General features: G+C 72.1%; 15 protein-coding genes. 10 read left to right on the top strand and 5 right to left on the bottom strand.

Translation table 11 applies throughout. The features are described 5' to 3' along the window. Positions 1 to 295 precede the first annotated feature (295 nt). The 7 genes from BBH68_RS09260 to BBH68_RS09230 all read left to right on the top strand — a co-directional run bounded on the left by BBH68_RS09260 (position 296) and on the right by BBH68_RS09230 (position 8800). Positions 296 to 1570: an amidohydrolase gene (locus BBH68_RS09260; RefSeq protein ID WP_065960543.1), complete on the top strand. Its 1275-nt coding sequence runs from the start codon at positions 296 to 298 to the stop codon at positions 1568 to 1570. A 176-nt stretch (positions 1571 to 1746) separates the two neighbouring features. Beyond that, the gene (locus tag BBH68_RS09255; RefSeq protein WP_065960540.1) at positions 1747 to 2784 is read left to right on the top strand and encodes a BMP family lipoprotein; all 1038 of its coding nucleotides are present in this window, start codon (positions 1747 to 1749) and stop codon (positions 2782 to 2784) included. A gap of 197 nt (positions 2785 to 2981) precedes the next feature. After that, entirely contained in the window at positions 2982 to 4556 is a 1575-nt protein-coding gene (locus BBH68_RS09250; protein WP_065960626.1) for an ABC transporter ATP-binding protein, read from the top strand. A 131-nt stretch (positions 4557 to 4687) separates the two neighbouring features. Then, complete coding sequence (locus BBH68_RS09245; RefSeq protein ID WP_065960624.1) at positions 4688 to 5785, top strand: ABC transporter permease; 1098 nt, start codon at positions 4688 to 4690, stop codon at positions 5783 to 5785. Beyond that, entirely contained in the window at positions 5785 to 7050 is a 1266-nt protein-coding gene (locus BBH68_RS09240) for an ABC transporter permease (protein ID WP_065960539.1), read from the top strand. Before BBH68_RS09245 ends, BBH68_RS09240 begins: the two co-directional genes overlap by 1 nt. Next, the gene (locus tag BBH68_RS09235; RefSeq protein WP_065960537.1) at positions 7050 to 7469 is read left to right on the top strand and encodes a cytidine deaminase; all 420 of its coding nucleotides are present in this window, start codon (positions 7050 to 7052) and stop codon (positions 7467 to 7469) included. Before BBH68_RS09240 ends, BBH68_RS09235 begins: the two co-directional genes overlap by 1 nt. 50 nt (positions 7470 to 7519) lie before the next feature. Beyond that, positions 7520 to 8800: a thymidine phosphorylase gene (locus tag BBH68_RS09230; RefSeq protein WP_065960536.1), complete on the top strand. Its 1281-nt coding sequence runs from the start codon at positions 7520 to 7522 to the stop codon at positions 8798 to 8800. 190 nt (positions 8801 to 8990) lie between these two features. Here BBH68_RS09230 and BBH68_RS09225 read toward each other — a convergent pair whose 3' ends face one another. Next, positions 8991 to 10355 carry an MFS transporter gene (locus BBH68_RS09225; protein WP_245737967.1) on the bottom strand — a complete coding sequence of 455 codons (1365 nt, stop codon included), beginning with the start codon at positions 10353 to 10355 and terminating at the stop codon, positions 8991 to 8993. A 192-nt stretch (positions 10356 to 10547) separates the two neighbouring features. Between BBH68_RS09225 and BBH68_RS09220 the strand changes: the two genes are divergently transcribed. Next, positions 10548 to 11468 (top strand): LysR family transcriptional regulator, encoded by a 921-nt coding sequence (locus tag BBH68_RS09220; RefSeq protein ID WP_065960533.1) that lies wholly within the window; start codon positions 10548 to 10550, stop codon positions 11466 to 11468. A 34-nt stretch (positions 11469 to 11502) separates the two neighbouring features. On the opposite strand, the gene BBH68_RS09215 is transcribed toward BBH68_RS09220, so the two are convergent. Continuing rightward, positions 11503 to 12267, bottom strand: coding sequence for an alpha/beta hydrolase (locus BBH68_RS09215; RefSeq protein ID WP_076972203.1), 765 nt, complete (start codon positions 12265 to 12267; stop codon positions 11503 to 11505). Between the two features lie 127 nt (positions 12268 to 12394). Here BBH68_RS09215 and BBH68_RS09210 point away from each other — a divergent pair, with 127 nt between their 5' ends. Further along, complete coding sequence (locus BBH68_RS09210; RefSeq protein ID WP_065960531.1) at positions 12395 to 13561, top strand: adenosine deaminase; 1167 nt, start codon at positions 12395 to 12397, stop codon at positions 13559 to 13561. Positions 13562 to 13685: 124 nt separating this feature from the next. Beyond that, on the top strand, positions 13686 to 13955 hold the full coding sequence (locus BBH68_RS09205; RefSeq protein ID WP_065960529.1) for a hypothetical protein: 270 nt from the start codon (positions 13686 to 13688) through the stop codon (positions 13953 to 13955). A gap of 118 nt (positions 13956 to 14073) precedes the next feature. Here BBH68_RS09205 and BBH68_RS09200 read toward each other — a convergent pair whose 3' ends face one another. From BBH68_RS09200 to BBH68_RS09190, 3 genes are all read right to left on the bottom strand, one after another. Continuing rightward, positions 14074 to 14649, bottom strand: a complete 576-nt coding sequence (locus tag BBH68_RS09200; protein WP_065960528.1) for a VanZ family protein — start codon at positions 14647 to 14649, stop codon at positions 14074 to 14076. 130 nt (positions 14650 to 14779) lie between these two features. Beyond that, positions 14780 to 15382, bottom strand: a complete 603-nt coding sequence (locus tag BBH68_RS09195) for a hypothetical protein (protein ID WP_065960526.1) — start codon at positions 15380 to 15382, stop codon at positions 14780 to 14782. Next, entirely contained in the window at positions 15379 to 16968 is a 1590-nt protein-coding gene (locus BBH68_RS09190) for an ATP-binding protein (protein ID WP_065960620.1), read from the bottom strand. Before BBH68_RS09190 ends, BBH68_RS09195 begins: the two co-directional genes overlap by 4 nt. Positions 16969 to 17012: the final 44 nt, after the last annotated feature.

Genomic DNA, 17012 nt, shown 5'->3' with positions numbered 1-17012 from the left:
CACCCGATGAACGCCGCGGCTGGGGATGCGAGGCGCCCCCATTCCGAGGGCCCCAGGCTGGGAGACGGCGACCACATCCTGAGACGGGGGAGGCAACTTCCTGTCAGGGGTTCACCGGTACGCCATGTGGCGCTCGTCACTACCACGCGCCGCATGAGGGGCCTGTTATACCCCCTGACTAGGGCGATCATGCGCGGAGGTGGCAGTTTCCTGTCCCCCGTACGGGTTGAAGTTTTGTTGATCGACATCCGGTCGTGCCACCAGCCGTTCTACGCTTGATCGGGTGAAGCAATTGATGTCCCCCGAGACCGGTTCCGTCGTCGCCGAGGCCGAGGCTGTCACCTCCGAAGCCGTCGCACCCGAGGCCGTCCCCGCGGACGCCCTCGCGCTGCCCGGCCGGCTTCCCGAGGCCCTGCGGACGGAACTGATCGCCTTCCGGCGGGACATCCATATGCACCCCGAACTCGGCAACCGCGAGTTCCGCACCACCGCCGCCATCAAGGCGCGCCTGGAGCAGGCCGGCCTCACGCCGCGCGTGCTGCCCACCGGCACCGGCCTGATCTGCGACATCGGCGCGGCGAGCGGCGCCGGCGAGGGCGCCGCGCTCCCCATGCTGGCGCTGCGCGCCGACATCGACGGGCTGCCCATCCCGGACACCAAGTCCGTGCCCTACCGCTCCACCGTGCCCGACCGCGCCCACGCCTGCGGCCACGACGTGCACACCACCGTGGTGCTCGGCGCCGGTCTGGTGCTGGCGGAGCTGGCCCGCGAGGGCCGGCTGCCGCGCCCCGTACGGCTGCTGTTCCAGCCCGCGGAGGAGGTGCTGCCCGGCGGCGCGACCGACGCGGTCGAGGCGGGCGTGCTGGACGGCGTCGGCCGGATCCTCGCCCTGCACTGCGACCCCAAGGTCGAGGTGGGGCGCATCGGGCTGCGCACCGGCGCGATCACCTCCGCCTGCGACCGGCTGGAGGTCTCCCTCGACGGCGCGGGCGGCCACACCGCGCGCCCCCACCTCACCACCGATCTGGTGACGGCCACCGCGAAGGTGATCACGGAGGTGCCGGCGCTGCTGTCCCGCCGGGTCGACACCCGCTCGGGCCTGGCCGTCACCTGGGGCCGGGTGGAGTCGGGCCACGCCTGCAACGTCATCCCGCAGCACGCCGAGCTGTCCGGCACGGTCCGCTGCCTGGACCTCCCCTCCTGGCGGGAGGCGCCCGACCTGGTGCACGCCGCCGTCGACGAGATCGCGACCCTGCACGGCGCCAAGTCGGAGATCACTTACGTCCGCGGGGTGCCGCCCGTGGTGAACGAGGCCGGCTCGGTCGAGCTGCTGCGCCGCGCGATGGAGACCCGCCGCGGGCCGCACGCGGTGGAGGACACCGAGCAGAGCCTCGGGGGCGAGGACTTCTCCTGGTATCTGGAGCACGTCCCCGGCGCTATGGCGCGGCTGGGGGTCCGCGGGGTCGGCGACACCGCCCGGCGCGATCTGCACCGCGGCGATTTCGACGTGGACGAGGGAGCGATCGAGGTTGGCGTGGAGCTGTTCACCGCCGCGGCCCTGCTCGGCTGAGACGTCGGCCGAGACGCGACTTCGCCTGATCGACATGTCCCGGAGGCCCCCGGGACAAGTCAGATTCGCGACGATCCGATAACGGCTTCCGGACGCGCCTTTATCTGCCATCTACGCGCGTTACGATGCGGCGAAACCAGCGCCGAAGGAGGCGCTCAAGCCGAAGGGGAACCCTCGTGCGCCGGGTATCCAGCATCGCCGTCGCGGGCATAGGCATCGCGGCTCTCGCTTTCACCACCACAGCCTGTGGTGGCAGCTCCTCCGACTCCAAGAAGGACAAGGGCGCCGCCATCGCCTATGACGTCGGCGGCCGTGGTGACCAGTCCTTCAATGACGCCGCGTACGCCGGCCTGGCCAAGGCCGAGAAGGAACTCGGCGTCAAGGTCGACGACCAGGAGCCGTCGGAGGGCGAGTCCGACGCCGACAAGGTGCAGCGCCTGACCGAGCTGGCCCGCGAGGGGCACAACCCGGTCATCGCCGTCGGATTCGTCTACGCGCCGGCGGTCAAGGAGGTGGCCAAGAAGTACCCCAAGGTCACCTTCGGCCTCGTCGACGACGACACCGTCCACGCCAAGAACGTGGTCAACATGGTGTTCAACGAGGAGCAGGCCTCCTACCTGGCGGGCGTGGCGGCCGCCCTGACGAGCAAGTCCAAGACGGTGGGCTTCGTCGGCGGTGTGGAGAACCCGCTGATCAAGAAGTTCGAGGCGGGTTACGTCCAGGGCGTCCACGACACCGACAAGTCGGTCAAGGTGAAGGTCCAGTACCTCACCCAGCCGCCGGACTACAGCGGCTTCAAGAAGCCCGACCTCGGCAAGAGCACCGCCAACGGCCAGCTCGACGCGGGCGCGGACGTCATCTACCAGTCCGCGGGCAAGGCGGGCACGGGTGTGATCGAGGCCGCGGCCGCGCGCGGCAAGTGGGCCATCGGCGTCGACATGGACCAGTACAAGCAGGCGGGTCTGGTCAAGGTCAAGGACAAGATCCTGGCCTCCGCGACCAAGGGCGTCTCCGACGCGGTCTTCAACCTCATCAAGTCCGTCAAGGACGGCAAGCCGCAGTCCGGCACGGTGCGCTACGGCCTGAAGACGGGCGGCGTCGGCCTGGCCGACTCCAACCCGGCGTACCAGAAGATGACCAAGGTGGTCGAGGCGGTGGAGACCGCCAAGAAGAAGATCATCAGCGGCGAGATCAAGGTCAAGACCACGCCGTAAGGCGGTACTCGAACCGCCGATCGGGCGGTACTCGATCCGCCGAGCAGCAGTCGAGCGGGGCCTGGGGAGGGAGCTTTGGCCACACCACCTCAGGTCCCGCTCGCTGTGCGACCCGGCGCCACGCCCCCTCGCGACGCCCGCCGCCGCCCCGCGATCCCCTCATCACCGCCAGACTCCTTCTCCGAGGAGAGTGCGCCATCAACGCGTCCAGCAGTCCGCCCGCAGTAGAACTCAGCGGGATCACCAAACGTTTCCCCGGCGTCGTCGCCAACCACGACATCCACATCGCCGTCCGCAAGGGCACCGTGCACGCGATCGTCGGCGAGAACGGCGCGGGCAAGTCCACCCTGATGAAGACCCTCTACGGCATGCACAAGCCGGACGAGGGGACCATCGCGGTCGACGGCGAAGAGGTCTCCTTCCACAGCCCCGCCGACGCCATCGCCCGGGGCCTGGGCATGGTGCACCAGCACTTCATGCTCGCCGACAACCTCACCGTCCTCGAGAACGTCGTGCTCGGCGCCGAGAAGCTGTACGGCATCGGCGGCAAGGCCCGCGCGAAGATCAAGGAGATCTCGGACGCGTACGCCCTCGGGGTGCGCCCCGACGTCCTCGTCGAGGACCTGGGCGTGGCCGACCGCCAGCGCGTGGAGATCCTCAAGGTCCTCTACCGGGGCGCCCGGACGCTGATCCTGGACGAGCCGACCGCCGTGCTGGTCCCGCAGGAGGTCGACGCGCTCTTCGACAACCTCCGCGAGCTCAAGGCGGAGGGGCTGACCGTCATCTTCATCTCCCACAAGCTCGGCGAGGTGCTGTCCGTCGCGGACGACATCACCGTCATCCGGCGCGGTACGACGGTCGGCTCCGTCGTCCCCTCCGAGGTCACCGCCCGGCAGCTGGCCGAGATGATGGTCGGCAGCGAACTTCCCTCGCCCGAGACCCGCGAGTCCACCGTCACCGATGTGCCGATGCTGCGGGTCGAAGGGGTCACGCTGACCACGGAGGACGCCGAGCACGGCGCCCGCACCGTGCTGGACGACATCACCTTCACCATCCGCAAGGGCGAGGTGCTGGGCCTGGCCGGCGTCGAGGGCAACGGCCAGACCGAGCTGATCGACGCGCTGGTCGGCACCCGCAAGCCCGACAGCGGCACCATCCTCCTCGGCGAGGAGGACATCACCGGCTGGACCACCCGCCGCCGCCGCGAGGGCGGCGTCGGCTACATCCCCGAGGACCGGCACCGCCACGGCCTGCTGCTGGAATCGCCGCTGTGGGAGAACCGCATCCTCGGCCACGTCACCGAGCGCCCCAACACCAAGGGCAAGGGCCGCTTCTGGCTCGACCTCCAGGGCGCCCGGGCGGACACCGAGCGGATCGTCACCGAGTACGACGTGCGCACCCCCGGCATCGAGGTCACCGCGGCCTCGCTGTCCGGCGGCAACCAGCAGAAGCTCATCGTGGGGCGGGAGATGAGCCACCACCCGCGGCTGCTCATCGCCGCGCACCCCACCCGCGGCGTGGACGTCGGCGCGCAGGCGCAGATCTGGGACCAGATCCGCGAGGCGCGCCGGGAGGGCCTGGCCGTCCTGCTGATCTCCGCGGACCTGGACGAGCTGATCGGCCTGTCCGACACCCTGCGGGTCATCTACCGCGGCCGGCTGGTCGCGGACGCGGACCCGGCGACCATCACCCCCGAGGAGTTGGGCTCGGCGATGACCGGCGCGGCCACGGGCCATCTGGAACACCTCGCCGAGGAGGGGGCGGCGCGATGAAGAAGACCGACGAGGCGAAGCCGGACACGGCGACCGGCGGCACGACCGCCGGGGCGACCAGCGGGACGGACGGCGCGGGCAAGGCGACCGGCGGCGCGACCGCCGGGGGCAAGCGGTTCAGCCGCGACCGGATGCTGCTGGCCGCGGCCGGCCCGGTGCTGGCGCTGGTCGTGGCGGTCGTGCTGACCTCCGTGGTGCTGCTCGCGTCCGGCAAGAGCCCGTTCGAGCCGTACACGCTGATGTTCGAGTACGCGGCCAACGCCGACGTCCAGGTGCTGATCATCAACCAGGCGAGCTCGTACTACCTGGCCGCCCTCGCGGTGGCCGTGGGCTTCCGGATGAACCTGTTCAACATCGGCGTGGACGGCCAGTACCGGCTCGCGGCCATGGCCGCCGCCCTGGTCGGCGCGAACGCCGGTCTGCCCGGCCCGCTGAACATCGCGCTGATCGTGATCGTCGCCATGCTGGTGGGCGCCTTCTGGGCGGGCATCGCGGGCATCCTGAAGACCACCCGCGGCGTCAGCGAGGTCGTCTCCACGATCATGCTCAACGCGATCGCCACCAGCCTGATCGCGTATCTGATCCTGCCCGAGCAGTTCGGCGTGCAGCCCAAGGGCAGCAACAACCTCACCACCGGTGACCTGCCCTCCTCCTCCTGGTTCCCGGGCATCCACGTCAGCGATGTGGCCGGTGACGTCTACGGCTTCGTGTTCGTCGCGATCGGCTGCGGGGTGGCGTACTGGCTGGTCCTGAACCGCACCCGGTTCGGCTTCGACCTGCGCGCGACCGGCGCCAGCGAGAGCGCGGCGGCCGCCAGCGGTGTCGACGCCAAGCGCATGGTGCTCACCAGCATGCTGATCTCCGGCGCGGTGGCGGGCCTGGCGGGCATGCCGGTGCTGCTCGGCGACTCGCACACCTACAGCCTGAACTTCCAGACCGGCATCGGCTTCACGGGCATCACCATCGCCCTCCTCGGCCGCAACAACGCGGTCGGCATCGCCTTCGGCGCGCTGCTGATCGCGTTCCTCGACAAGACGGCCTCGACGCTGGACTACAACGGCTACGAGAAGGAGATCGCCACGATCATGCAGGGCCTGATCGTGATCTCCGTGGTCGTCTCCTACGAAACCGTTCGCCGGTACGGCCTGCGCCGCCAGCAGCGGAAGGTCGGCGAGGAACTCGCCGCCGCGGCCCGCGCCACGACGACCCGTGAGGAGGTGCCCGCGTAATGGCCACCATGACCCAAACCGCTGCGGGCAAGCCGCAGCCGCGCAAGCCCGTGCGCCAGAAGCTGTCCCTGCCCGTCGTCCTGCTGATCGTCGCGGGCGCCGTGGTCCTGGCCTCGGTGGTCCGGATGATCACCGGCGCCGACGACATCACCTCCGTGGGCCAGGTCTCGGGCGCGCTGGAGCTCGCCATCCCGATCGGCCTGGCGGGGCTCGGCGGCCTGTGGGCCGAGCGGGCCGGGGTGGTCAACATCGGCCTTGAGGGCATGATGATCCTCGGCACCTGGTTCGGCGCCTGGGCCGGATACCAGTGGGGGCCGTGGACCGGCGTGCTGCTCGGCATCCTCGGCGGCGCGCTCGGCGGGCTGCTGCACGCCGTGATCACCGTGACGTTCGGCGTCAACCACATCGTCTCCGGTGTGGCGATCAACATCCTCGCCGTCGGCGTCACCCGCTATCTGTCCAACTTCACCTTCCTGGAGGCCGAGGGCTCCAAGAGCGCCCGGCAGTCCCCGACCATCGATCCGATCACCGACATCACCGTGCCGGGGCTGTCGGACGCGATGAAGACCCTCAACGGCAAACACTGGTTCCTCGTCTCCGACCTCGCGGGGTTCGTCGGCGGTGTGGTGACGGAGCTGTCGCTGCTCACCGTGGTGGCGCTGCTGCTGGTGCCGTTCACCTGGTGGGTGCTGTGGCGGACCTCGTTCGGCCTGCGGCTGCGGTCCTGCGGGGAGAACCCGGTGGCGGCGGAGTCGCTGGGCGTCAACGTCTACCGCTACAAGTACCTGGCGGTGATCATCTCGGGCGGGTTCGCCGGGCTCGGCGGCGTCTTCCTGGCCGAGGTGGCCTCCAACATCTACCAGGAGGGCCAGACCGGGAACCGCGGCTACATCGGCCTGGCCGCGATGATCTTCGGTAACTGGATGCCGGGCGGCCTCGCCATGGGCGCGGGCCTGTTCGGCTACACCGACAGCCTCAACCTGCGCTCCGGCGGTACGAACGTCCACGCGCTGCTGCTGTTCCTGGTGTTCGTGCTCGCACTGGTCGCGCTGTGGCAGCTGTACCGGAAGAAGTACCTGGCCGGGGTCATCGGCGCGGCGTTCTCGGCGCTGCTGCTGGTCTGGTATTCGCTGACCGAGGAGGTGCCGAGCCAGTTCGTGACGGCGGCCCCGTACATCGCCACGCTGCTGGTCCTGGCGCTGTCCGCGCAGCGGCTGCGTGCGCCCAAGGCGGCGGGGCAGCCGTACTACAAGGGAGGCGGATGATGAACACGGGCGCGACCCCGACCGCGAGCGCGCCGGTCGACTGGGAAGCGCTGCGCGCGCGGGCCCGGGACGTGATGTCCCGGGCCTACGCCCCGTACTCCCACTACCCGGTGGGCGCGGCCGCGCTGGTCGACGACGGCCGCACGGTGACCGGCTGCAATGTGGAGAACGCGGCGTACGGCGTGGCGCTGTGTGCCGAGTGCGGCCTGGTCTCCGCCCTGTTCGCCTCGGGCGGCGGCCGTCTGACCGCCTTCACCTGCTGCGACCGCGACGGGGCGGTGCTGATGCCCTGCGGCCGCTGCCGCCAGCTGCTGTGGGAGCACGGCGGCCCCGAACTCCAGGTGGACACCGCCTCGGGCATCCGCCCGCTCGCCGAACTCCTCCCGGACGCGTTCGGGCGCGACAACCTGGAACGCTGAGCTGCTCTGGGCGCTTCGGCGCCCGCATCCCCGAAAGGCCCGCATCCCCCATGGACGCCATCTCCGTCATCCGCGCCAAGCGCGACGGCGGCCGTCTCACCGACGCCCAGATCGACTGGATCATCGACGCCTACACGCGCGGGGAGGTCGCCCACGAGCAGATGTCCGCGCTCGCGATGGCGATCTTCCTCCAGGGCATGGACCGCGCGGAGATCGCCCGCTGGACCGCCGCGATGATCGCCTCCGGCGAGCGCATGGACTTCTCCTCCCTGCCGCGCCCGACCGCCGACAAGCACTCGACCGGCGGGGTGGGCGACAAGATCACGCTGCCGCTGGCGCCGCTGGTGGCCGCCTGCGGGGCGGCCGTGCCGCAGCTCTCCGGGCGCGGCCTCGGCCACACCGGCGGCACGCTCGACAAGCTGGAGGCCATCCCCGGCTGGCGGGCGAAGCTCTCGGGCGAGGAGATGCTGCGGGTGCTCGGGGACGTCGGCTGCGTCATCTGCGCGGCGGGCGAGGGGCTCGCGCCCGCCGACCGGAAGCTGTACGCGCTGCGCGATGTGACCGGGACCGTGGAGTCGATCCCGCTCATCGCGAGCAGCATCATGTCGAAGAAGATCGCCGAGGGCACCGGTTCGCTGGTGCTGGACGTGAAGGTCGGCTCGGGGGCCTTCATGAAGGACCTGGCCTCGGCGCGGGAGCTGGCCGCCACGATGGTGGGTCTTGGCACCGACCACGGGGTCCGTACGGTCGCCCTGCTCACCGGCATGGCCACCCCGCTCGGCCGCACGGCGGGCAACGCGCTGGAGGTCCGCGAGTCGGTGGAGGTGCTGGCGGGCGGCGGCCCGGCCGATGTCGTCGAACTCACCCTCGCCCTCGCCCGGGAGATGCTGGACGCGGCGGGCCTGCCGGACGCCGACCCGGCCAAGGCGCTCGCGGACGGCTCCGCGATGGACCACTGGCGCCGCATGATCGCCGCGCAGGGCGGCGACCCGGACGCGCCGCTGCCCGTCGCCCGCGAGCGCCATGTGGTGACGGCCGAGTCGACCGGCGTGCTGACCGGCCTGGACGCGTACGCGGTCGGCCTCGCCGCCTGGCGCCTCGGCGCGGGCCGCGCCCGCAAGGAGGACCCGGTGCAGGCGGGCGCGGGCGTGGAGATCCATGCCAAGCCGGGGGAGCGGGTACGGCAGGGCGAGCCGCTGCTGACGCTGCACACGGACACGCCGGAGAAGTTCGACTACGCGCTGGAGGCGCTCGCGGGGGCGGTGAGCTACGCGCCGCCGGGGACGGAGTTCACGGCCGACCCGATCGTCCTGGACCGCATCGCACCGTGAGCGCGCCGTAGTCGAGGGAACGGGCGAAGGGGCCGCACCGCCGGGACAGTTGGCGGGCGGCCCCTTCGGGCTCTCGGGATGTGGCCGGGGGCGGCCGGGTGTGACCGGGTCCGGCCCTGGTCCGGCCGGGTCCGGCCTGGCCTTGACCCGGCCGGATCCGGCCTGGCCTGGCCTGGCCTGGCCTGGGACGTTACGCCCGGGCGGCCAGCCGGCGCATGCCTTGCGTGGTTTCGTTGGACTGTGTGCGCCGCCCGGCCTGCTGCGCCGACCGCGCCACGATCTCCGCGCGCCGCTCGGCCAGCGCCTTGCGCGTCGCGTAGAGCGTGATCCCCGCCGCGCCGGCCACGGCCACCAGACCGAGCAGGACGGTGCCGGTCCAGCCGGCCGCGTGGAAGGCGAGGGCGCCGAGGGTGCCGCCCACGCTGCTGCCGACGTAGTACGTGGCCTGGTAGAGCGCCGAGGCCTGGGCGCGCCCGGTCTTGGCGGCCCGGCTGACCGAGGACGAGGCCACGGCGTGGCCCGCGAAGAAGCCCGCGGTGATCAGCACCAGGCCGACCAGCACCGCCGCGATCGAGTCGCCGAGGCTCAGCAGCAGCCCGGCCGTCGTCGTGGTGACCGCCACGTACAGCGCCCCGCGCCGGCCCAGCCGGCCGACCAGCTTTCCGGCCGCCGCGGAGGAGGCCGTACCGACCAGGTAGATCAGGAAGATCGAGCCGACGAGGGACTGCGAGAGGTTGAAGGGCTCGGCGACCAGGCGGTAGCCGATGACGGTGTAGACACCGCCGAAGACGGTCATGAACAGCGCGCCGATCGCGTACAGCCGGCGCAGCAGCGGGTCGGACAGGTGGCCGCCGACCGTGCGGGCCAGGGCCCGCGGGCTGACCGCGGACGGGGTGAAGTGGCGCGCCTTGGGCAGCAGCAGCCGGAAGGCGATCGCGCACACCAGCGACAGGACGCCGACCGCGCCCAGTGCGACGCGCCAGCCCCAGCCGTCGGCGACCCAGCCGGTGAGCAGCCGGCCGGTCATGCCGCCGACGCTGTTGCCCGCCACGAACAGCCCGATGGTGCCGATGAGGGCGGCGGGGCGCACCTCCTCGGAGAGGTACGCCATCGCGGAGGCGGGAATGCCGGCGATCGCCGCGCCCTGGACGGCGCGCAGCGCGACCAGCCAGCCGAGGTCCGGGGCGAAGGGCACCGCGAGGCCGACGGCGACGGCGACCGCGAGCGAGACGGTCATCGTCCGGCACCGGCCGTAGCGCTCGGACACGGCGCTGAGCGGGAGAACCGCGAGGGCCAGCGCGAGCGTGGCGGCGGAGACCGTCCAGCTGGCCTGGTCGGCCGATACGTGGAGGTCGCCGGAGATCGCGGGGAGGAGTGCCTGGGAGGAGTAGAGAAGGGCGAACGTCGCGAGGCCGGCGGCGAAGAGAGCGAGCCTCATCCGGCCGAAGCCCGGGTCCCCGGGGCTCAACCGATCGGGAGCGGCGGGGGTCGACGGCGTCTTGGCGCAGGCGTCCACAGGGGTTCCGGTGGACGCCTCGGTATCAGCAGGAGGCATGTCTTGACCGTATGTGCTCCCATTTTGATGCGTCCAATGCACGGAATTGCCATAATCGATGCTGTGCCGCATCAGCCGAGGTCAGCGAGATCGTTGTCACGCCTCAGCAATGAAAAAGACATTCCCGTGACAACCGGCCGCCCGACACCACCGCCACCACCCCCGCCAGGCTCGCCGCCCGCCGACCGCGTGATGGCCGAGTTCGAGGCCGACTCCTGGGCCGCGGCCCTGACCCCCCGCCTCGTCCAGTTCGCGGCCGTGGCCCAGCACGAGCACGTCACCCGGGCCGCGCAGTGGCTCGGCGTCCCCCAGTCGACGCTCAGCCGGGCGATGGTACGCCTCGAAGCGGACCTCGGCGTCGCGCTGTTCGCCCGCCGCGGCCGCACCGTCGCCCTCACCCCCGCCGGCCGCACCTTCCTGCGCGCCGTGGAACGGGCCCTCGCCGAGGTCGAGCGCGCCGCCGAGTCCGTACGGGCCGACGCCGACCCGGCCGCCGGCAAGATCGCCTTCGGGTTTCTCCACACCCTCGGCTCGGAGACCGTACCCGGTCTCATCCGCGCCTTCCGCGTCGACCACCCGCGCGTGCGCTTCCAACTCGTCCAGAACTACGGCGAGGCGATGATCGAGCGGATGCGCGCCGGCGACCTCGACCTCTGCCTCACCTCCCCCGTCCCCGACGCCCCGGACCTGGTCGCCCGCCGCCTCGACGAACAGCGGCTCCGCCTGGTCGTCCCCGACGACCACCGGCTCGCCGGCCGCAAGCGCATCAGACTGGCCGAGGCCGCCTCCGAGCTGTTCGTCACCCTCGAACCGGGCTACGGCCTGCGGCGCATCACCGACGCCCTGTGCGCCGAGGCGGGCTTCAAACCCAGGATCGCCTTCGAGGGCGAGGAGGCCGAGACCCTCCGCGGCCTGGTCGCCGCCGGCCTCGGCGTCGCCCTCCTCCCACCCCCCGCCGTCCCCCGCCCCGGCGTCGCCGAACTCACCGTCACCGCCCCCCGAGCCGTCCGCGAAATCGGCGTCGCCTGGCTCGACGGCCACCCCGACACCGCCCCGGTCGCCGCCTTCAAACGCTTCCTCCTGAGCCGCCGCGGTCAACTCCTCCCGCGCTGAGGCCCGTCCGGCCGCGTCCGGCCGGGGGCCGGCCTCAGCGCGGCAGCGTCGAGCCGAAGCCCGCCGCCAGGGGCATGCGCAGGCCCAGCGGGGGTGGGGCGGCGAGGGCGTCGGCTACGGGGCGGGAGTAGCCGTGGGCGAAGAGGGAGCCGAGCAGGAAGTCGGCGGCCAGGGCCTGTACTTCGGAGCGGTGGTGGTGGAGGCCGTGGCCGTCGGCGTGCACCTCGAAGCGGCACACGTCGCGGTTGATCTTCTTGGCCCGTTCGGCGAGCCGGTAGGACAACTCGGGGTCGGTGCGCTGGTCGTTGGTGCCGTGGGCGATGAGGACCTGCCGTCCGACCAGCTGCTTCACCGGCTCCGGGGTGAGCTGGGCGTCCGGCTCCGGCAGCCAGGGGGCCAGGGCGACCACCGCGTCGACGGCCTCGTGGCCGGCGGCGCGCAGGGCGGCGCGGGCGCCCATGCCGTGGCCGATGAGGCAGACGGGCACATCGCCGTAGCGCCGCACCACCTCGTCCACCGCCCAGGCGGCGTCCTCGGCCGGGTGGGCCGCGTCGCCGTTCCAGCCGCGGTGGCGGTAGTGGACGGCATGGGCGGTCAGCCCCTCGGCGCGGCCCGCCCGGACCAGCCGCCGGGCCAGCGGCAGCATCGTCGCCACCGACAGCCGGGAGGGCCGCCCCGTGCCGGTCTCCGGGCCGCCGGGGAGCAGCAACACCACGCCGTGGACGGTCTCTCGCGCGGCGGCCGCGCCTCTCGGCCGCCCCAACCGGGCGCCCCGCTCGGGCAACGCTTGCTGAGCCATGGCAGAACAATCGCAGAAGGAGCGGTGTACTCCACCACTCGTGCGGGTCACTGTTGCATATCTATCGAGGCCAGTTGGCGGAGGTGCGCGGCGACACGATCTACGCGCGTAGGGGTATGGTGCGCAGATGACGAGCGAGTACCACGACCGACCCACCCCCGAGCAGATCCGCCGAGCCCCCAAGGTGCTGCTGCACGACCACCTCGACGGCGGGCTGCGCCCCGCCACCGTCGCCGAACTCGCCCGGGAGACGGGCTATGACGCGCTGCCGGAGAGCGATCCGCGGAAGCTCGGCGACTGGTTCCGGGAGGCCGCCGACTCCGGTTCGCTCGAGCGCTACCTGGAGACCTTCGCGCACACCTGCGGCGTCATGCAGACCCGCGACGCGCTGTTCCGGGTCGCCGCCGAGTGCGCCGAGGACCTGGCCGCGGACGGGGTCGTCTACGCCGAGGTGCGCTACGCCCCCGAGCAGCACCTGACCCGGGGGCTGACGCTGGAGCAGGTCGTCGAGGCGGTCAACGAGGGCTTCCGCGAGGGGGAGCGGCGGGCCGGGGAGAACGGCCACCGCATCCGCGTCGGCGCCCTGCTCACCGCGATGCGCCACGCGGCCCGCGCGCTGGAGATCGCCGAACTCGCCAACGGCTTCCGCGACCGCGGCGTCGTCGGCTTCGACATCGCGGGTGCCGAGGCGGGCTACCCGCCCACCCGCCACCTCGACGCCTTCGAGTATCTGAAGCGGGAGAACAACCACTTCACGATCCACGCGGGCGAGGCCTTCGGGCTGCCCTCCATCTGGCAGGCGCTCCAGTGGTGCGGCGCCGACCGGCTCGGCCACGGCGTCCGCATCATCGACGACATCCAGGTCGCCGACGACGGCAGCGTGACCCTCGGCCGGCTCGCCTCGTACGTCCGGGACAAGCGCATCCCGCTGGAGCTGTGCCCGACCTCCAACCTCCAGACCGGGGCCGCCCGCTCGTACGCCGAGCATCCCATCGGACTGCTCCGCCGGCTGCAATTCCGGGCGACCGTGAATACGGATAATCGTCTGATGAGCGGCACGAGCATGAGCGACGAATTCGCGCACCTCGTTTCGACGTTCCACTACACGCTCGACGACATGCAATGGTTTACGGTCAATGCAATGAAATCAGCGTTCATTCCTTTTGATGAACGTCTGGCGATGATCAATGACGTGATCAAGCCCGGATATGCCGAATTGAAGTCCGAATGGCTGTTCCGTCGGATGGCCTCGGCATCCCCCGTGACCAGGGGGTCCGGCGCCGAGGGCAAGTGATCGCGCGGACGGTGATAAACGGCCGGTGGGCAGCCGGTGAGTGCTTTTCCGGGTTTGCGGGGAGCGGAAATCCATCGCTACGTTGCCGTACCGGTCAAGCCCCCGTCTCAAGGACAGATTTCTGATGAAGCAGGGAACCATCAAGACCCTCGGCGCCATTGCCCTCGGCGCGGTCGCCGTCATGGCCGGAGGCGGCAGCGCGGCCGCGGTCGGCAACGCCCCGGCCGGGCCCGCGCACAGCATGGGCGTCGGGGCCGGGCAGCCGGGTCATGCCCCGCGTCCGGGCCAGCCCGGCCCCAACGACAAGGGCCTGCTGGGCAACCTGCCCCTCCAGCCGAGCGCCCTGAAGCCCGGCGGTCTGCCGGCCGGTCTGCCGAGCGGCCTGCTGGGCTGAGCCCGGTCATCACGGGCGTCCCCGCGGGCGTACCCACGGGCGAAGGGGCTCGCACACCCGGAGGGGGTGCGGGCCCCTGTGGCGCTTCGCGGCCGCTTGCTCCTCCAGCCGCCTTCCGTTACGGCGCGACCCCGACCCGGGACAGGGACGGGGTCATGGTCTGGGCGCCCTCGTCCCAGTCCTCCGGTCGGCCCTCGTTCGCCATGAGGGCGGCGGTCCGCTTCCGGTCCGCCCGCCGGCGCAGCCGGCTCCGTACGGCCGGGACCACCGCGAGGTGCGCGAGCGCGACGCCCGCCGTGTTGAGCAGCACCGTGTCGACGTTCATGATCTGGCCGGTCAGCTCGCTGTGTACGAGCGCGATCGCCAGGGAGATCATCGCGCCGGTGAAGACCGTCCGGGCGAACGAGGCCAGCGGGTAGACCGTCACCCGGCCCCCCGCCAGCGGCAGCAGCACCCCCAGCGGCGCGAGCAGCAGCAGTCCCCCGCCGATGCTGCGGGCGGCCTCCCAGGGGCCGAGCGCCAGGTCGGCGCGGATGGTGGCGAGCGGTTCGAGGGTCACGGCGGTCACCCAGGGCGCGGACAGCGGGCGCAGGGTCAGCCAGCACACGTATGACAGGTGTGCGACGAGGAGGACGAAGCCCGCGGCGCGGAAGCGGAAGGCGGCCCTGCGGCGGCCGGAACCATGACCCTGCACGCCTCTCAGGACGCCGGGTGCGGGGGTCGTGGTTCCGCCGCGGCCGCGCTGGTGGCAAACGGGTTACCGGTGAGTCCGCCGGCGGCCGCCCACCGATCAGCCGCGTGAACAACCCTGCGGGTCAATACACCTAGGGCACGAGAACGCCGGAATTCACCGCGATCTCGGGGTGCCGGCGCATCTCCTCCGTGCACTCGTAAGTCTTGAGCGGGTCCCGCTTCGCGTCCGGGCCGCCGAGCACCACCCGGTGCCTGGAGTCCGCCACGGGGGTGTCCGCGTAGGTGCAGACGATCTGCGCGAGCGCGTAGGACTGCAGCTCCTCCGGCAGCCGGTTCAGCCGCAGCGCGTGATCCGGGTCGTCCTGGGCCGGGCCCGAGACGCGCACCCAGTCCTCCACCGCGGTGGTGAACCCCGCCCCCTCCTCGGCCGCCGACGGCGGCTGCTGCAGCTGTTCCAGCAGGGCCCGGGCGCGCTCCAGCGGCCGCTGGGCCGTCTTGTCGTCCGTCGCCGGCGCGCCGCGGCTCACCGAGAGGAGCCGCGAGGTGCACAGCAGATAGACCCGTACGGTGACCCGGCCCGCGCCCTCGGCCGACCGCCCCGGCTCGGGCGCCTGGCAGGACGCGCGCGAGGGGGCCGGTCCGGCGTCCACCGGCACGGACGTGCCGCGGATGCCGCAGCCGGCGGTCAGCAGCGCCACCGCCCCGAGCAGCGCGCCCGCCGCTCGCCGCCTCATCGCTCGCTCCCCTCGTCAGGGCCGCGCCGACCGGCGTCCCGGCCCTCGCCCTCGCCCCGGGCGTCACTCCGGCCCGCGGCACCCTGGCCGCCGCCCTGGCCCGCGCCCTGACCGGAACCCTGGCCAGGCCCCTGATCCGGCTGGCTGAGCCGCGAGGCGTCCATGGGCAGGCGCAGCGTGAAGACGGCGCCGCCGTCCGGAGAGTTGTCCGCGGTGATCTCGCCGCCGTGGATGTGCGCGTTCTCCAGCGCGATCGACAGGCCGAGGCCGCTGCCCTCCGACCGGGGCCGGGAGGCGCTGGCCTTGTAGAAGCGGTCGAAGACATGCGGAAGCACGTCCTTCGGAATGCCCGGGCCGTGGTCCCGGACCTGGATCAGCAGCTCGTCGTCCACCGGCCGCACCGAGACCCGGACCGGCGAGCCGCCGTGCTTGAGCGCGTTCCCGATCAGGTTGGCGAGGATGACGTCGAGCCGCCGGGGGTCCAGCCGGGCCACGATGCCCCGCTCCGCGTCCAGCTCGACCGCGTCCAGCCACGCCCGCGCGTCGATGCACGCCGTCACCTGGTCCGCGACATCCACGTCGTCGAGCACCAGCCGTGCCGTGCCCGCGTCGAAGCGGGTCACCTCCATCAGGTTCTCCACCAGGTCGTTCAGCCGCCGGGTCTCGCTCACCACGAGCTGCACCGCCGGGGCGATCATCGGGTCGAGCGCGTCGGTCTCCTCTTCCAGCACCTCCGTCACCGCCGTGATCGCGGTGAGCGGGGTACGCAGCTCATGCGACATGTCCGCGACGAAGCGGCGGCTGGCCGCCTCCCGCGCGCTGAGCTCCGCCACCCGCTTCTCGAGACGCTCCGCGGCCCGGTTGAAGGTACGGGAGAGATTGGCCAGCTCGTCGGTGCCGGAGACCTCGAGACGGGTGTCGAGGTGACCCTCGCCCAGCCGGTGCGCCGCCTCCCCGAGCCGCTGCACCGGCCGCAGCACCGTGGCCGCGGCGGCCTGCGCGAGCAGCGCGGAGCCGATCAGCGCCAGGGCGGTGGCGATGCCCAGGGACCAGGCCAGGGAGTTCAGGTCCTGGCGCTCGTTCTCCAGGGACTTCAGCATGTAGCCGGTCGGCCCGCCGCCGTTCACCCGGGCGCCGCCGATCAGGTACGGGGTGCCCTTCACCGTGATCCGCTGCCAGTAGAGGTGATAGGGGGAGGTATTGGAGCCCGCGACGGCGCGTTTCCTGTCGACCGCGCTGCGCAGCGACTCCGGCACGGTCCTCGGCGTCAGCAGATCGTCCGCGGAGGCCGCGGTGCACGGGCCGCCACCCTCGGTCCGGGCGATCAGCAGCACCTCGTACTTCTGGGTGTTGTCCGCCATCCGGTCCGCGGCGTCCTGCAATTCGGGACAGGTCGGCACGGCGGGCAGCGGGTCGGTGGCCTCCTTGAGCGACTTGCGGAAGTCGTCGAGCGCCGCGTCCTGGGTGCGGGTGAGCACCGCGTCGCGATTCAGCCAGTACGCGATCGCCGACGCGGACACGGCGGCCGCCAGCGCCACGAGCCCGAACACGAGCATCAGCCGCAGCCTCAGGCTGAGCCACCGCAACAGCCCCGCGGCCCAGCCGCGCACCCGGCCGGGCTTCCCTCCGC

Source organism: Streptomyces sparsogenes (assembly GCF_001704635.1).
Classification (GTDB): Bacteria; Actinomycetota; Actinomycetes; order Streptomycetales; family Streptomycetaceae; genus Streptomyces; species Streptomyces sparsogenes.
This window is presented reverse-complemented; position numbering and strand designations above follow the sequence as displayed.

Excerpts from the sequence above, each read along its gene's own strand:
- BBH68_RS09240 (WP_065960539.1), top strand. The coding sequence starts at position 5,785 with ATGGCCACCATGACCCAAACCGCTGCGGGCAAGCCGCAGCCGCGCAAG.
- BBH68_RS09220 (WP_065960533.1), top strand. The coding sequence starts at position 10,548 with ATGGCCGAGTTCGAGGCCGACTCCTGGGCCGCGGCCCTGACCCCCCGC.
- BBH68_RS09195 (WP_065960526.1), bottom strand. The coding sequence starts at position 15,382 with ATGAGGCGGCGAGCGGCGGGCGCGCTGCTCGGGGCGGTGGCGCTGCTG.
- BBH68_RS09210 (WP_065960531.1), top strand. The coding sequence starts at position 12,395 with ATGACGAGCGAGTACCACGACCGACCCACCCCCGAGCAGATCCGCCGA.
- BBH68_RS09225 (WP_245737967.1), bottom strand. The coding sequence starts at position 10,355 with ATGCCTCCTGCTGATACCGAGGCGTCCACCGGAACCCCTGTGGACGCC.
- BBH68_RS09245 (WP_065960624.1), top strand. The coding sequence starts at position 4,688 with ATGCTGCTGGCCGCGGCCGGCCCGGTGCTGGCGCTGGTCGTGGCGGTC.
- BBH68_RS09205 (WP_065960529.1), top strand. The coding sequence starts at position 13,686 with ATGAAGCAGGGAACCATCAAGACCCTCGGCGCCATTGCCCTCGGCGCG.
- BBH68_RS09230 (WP_065960536.1), top strand. The coding sequence starts at position 7,520 with ATGGACGCCATCTCCGTCATCCGCGCCAAGCGCGACGGCGGCCGTCTC.
- BBH68_RS09215 (WP_076972203.1), bottom strand. The coding sequence starts at position 12,267 with ATGGCTCAGCAAGCGTTGCCCGAGCGGGGCGCCCGGTTGGGGCGGCCG.
- BBH68_RS09235 (WP_065960537.1), top strand. The coding sequence starts at position 7,050 with ATGAACACGGGCGCGACCCCGACCGCGAGCGCGCCGGTCGACTGGGAA.
- BBH68_RS09260 (WP_065960543.1), top strand. The coding sequence starts at position 296 with ATGTCCCCCGAGACCGGTTCCGTCGTCGCCGAGGCCGAGGCTGTCACC.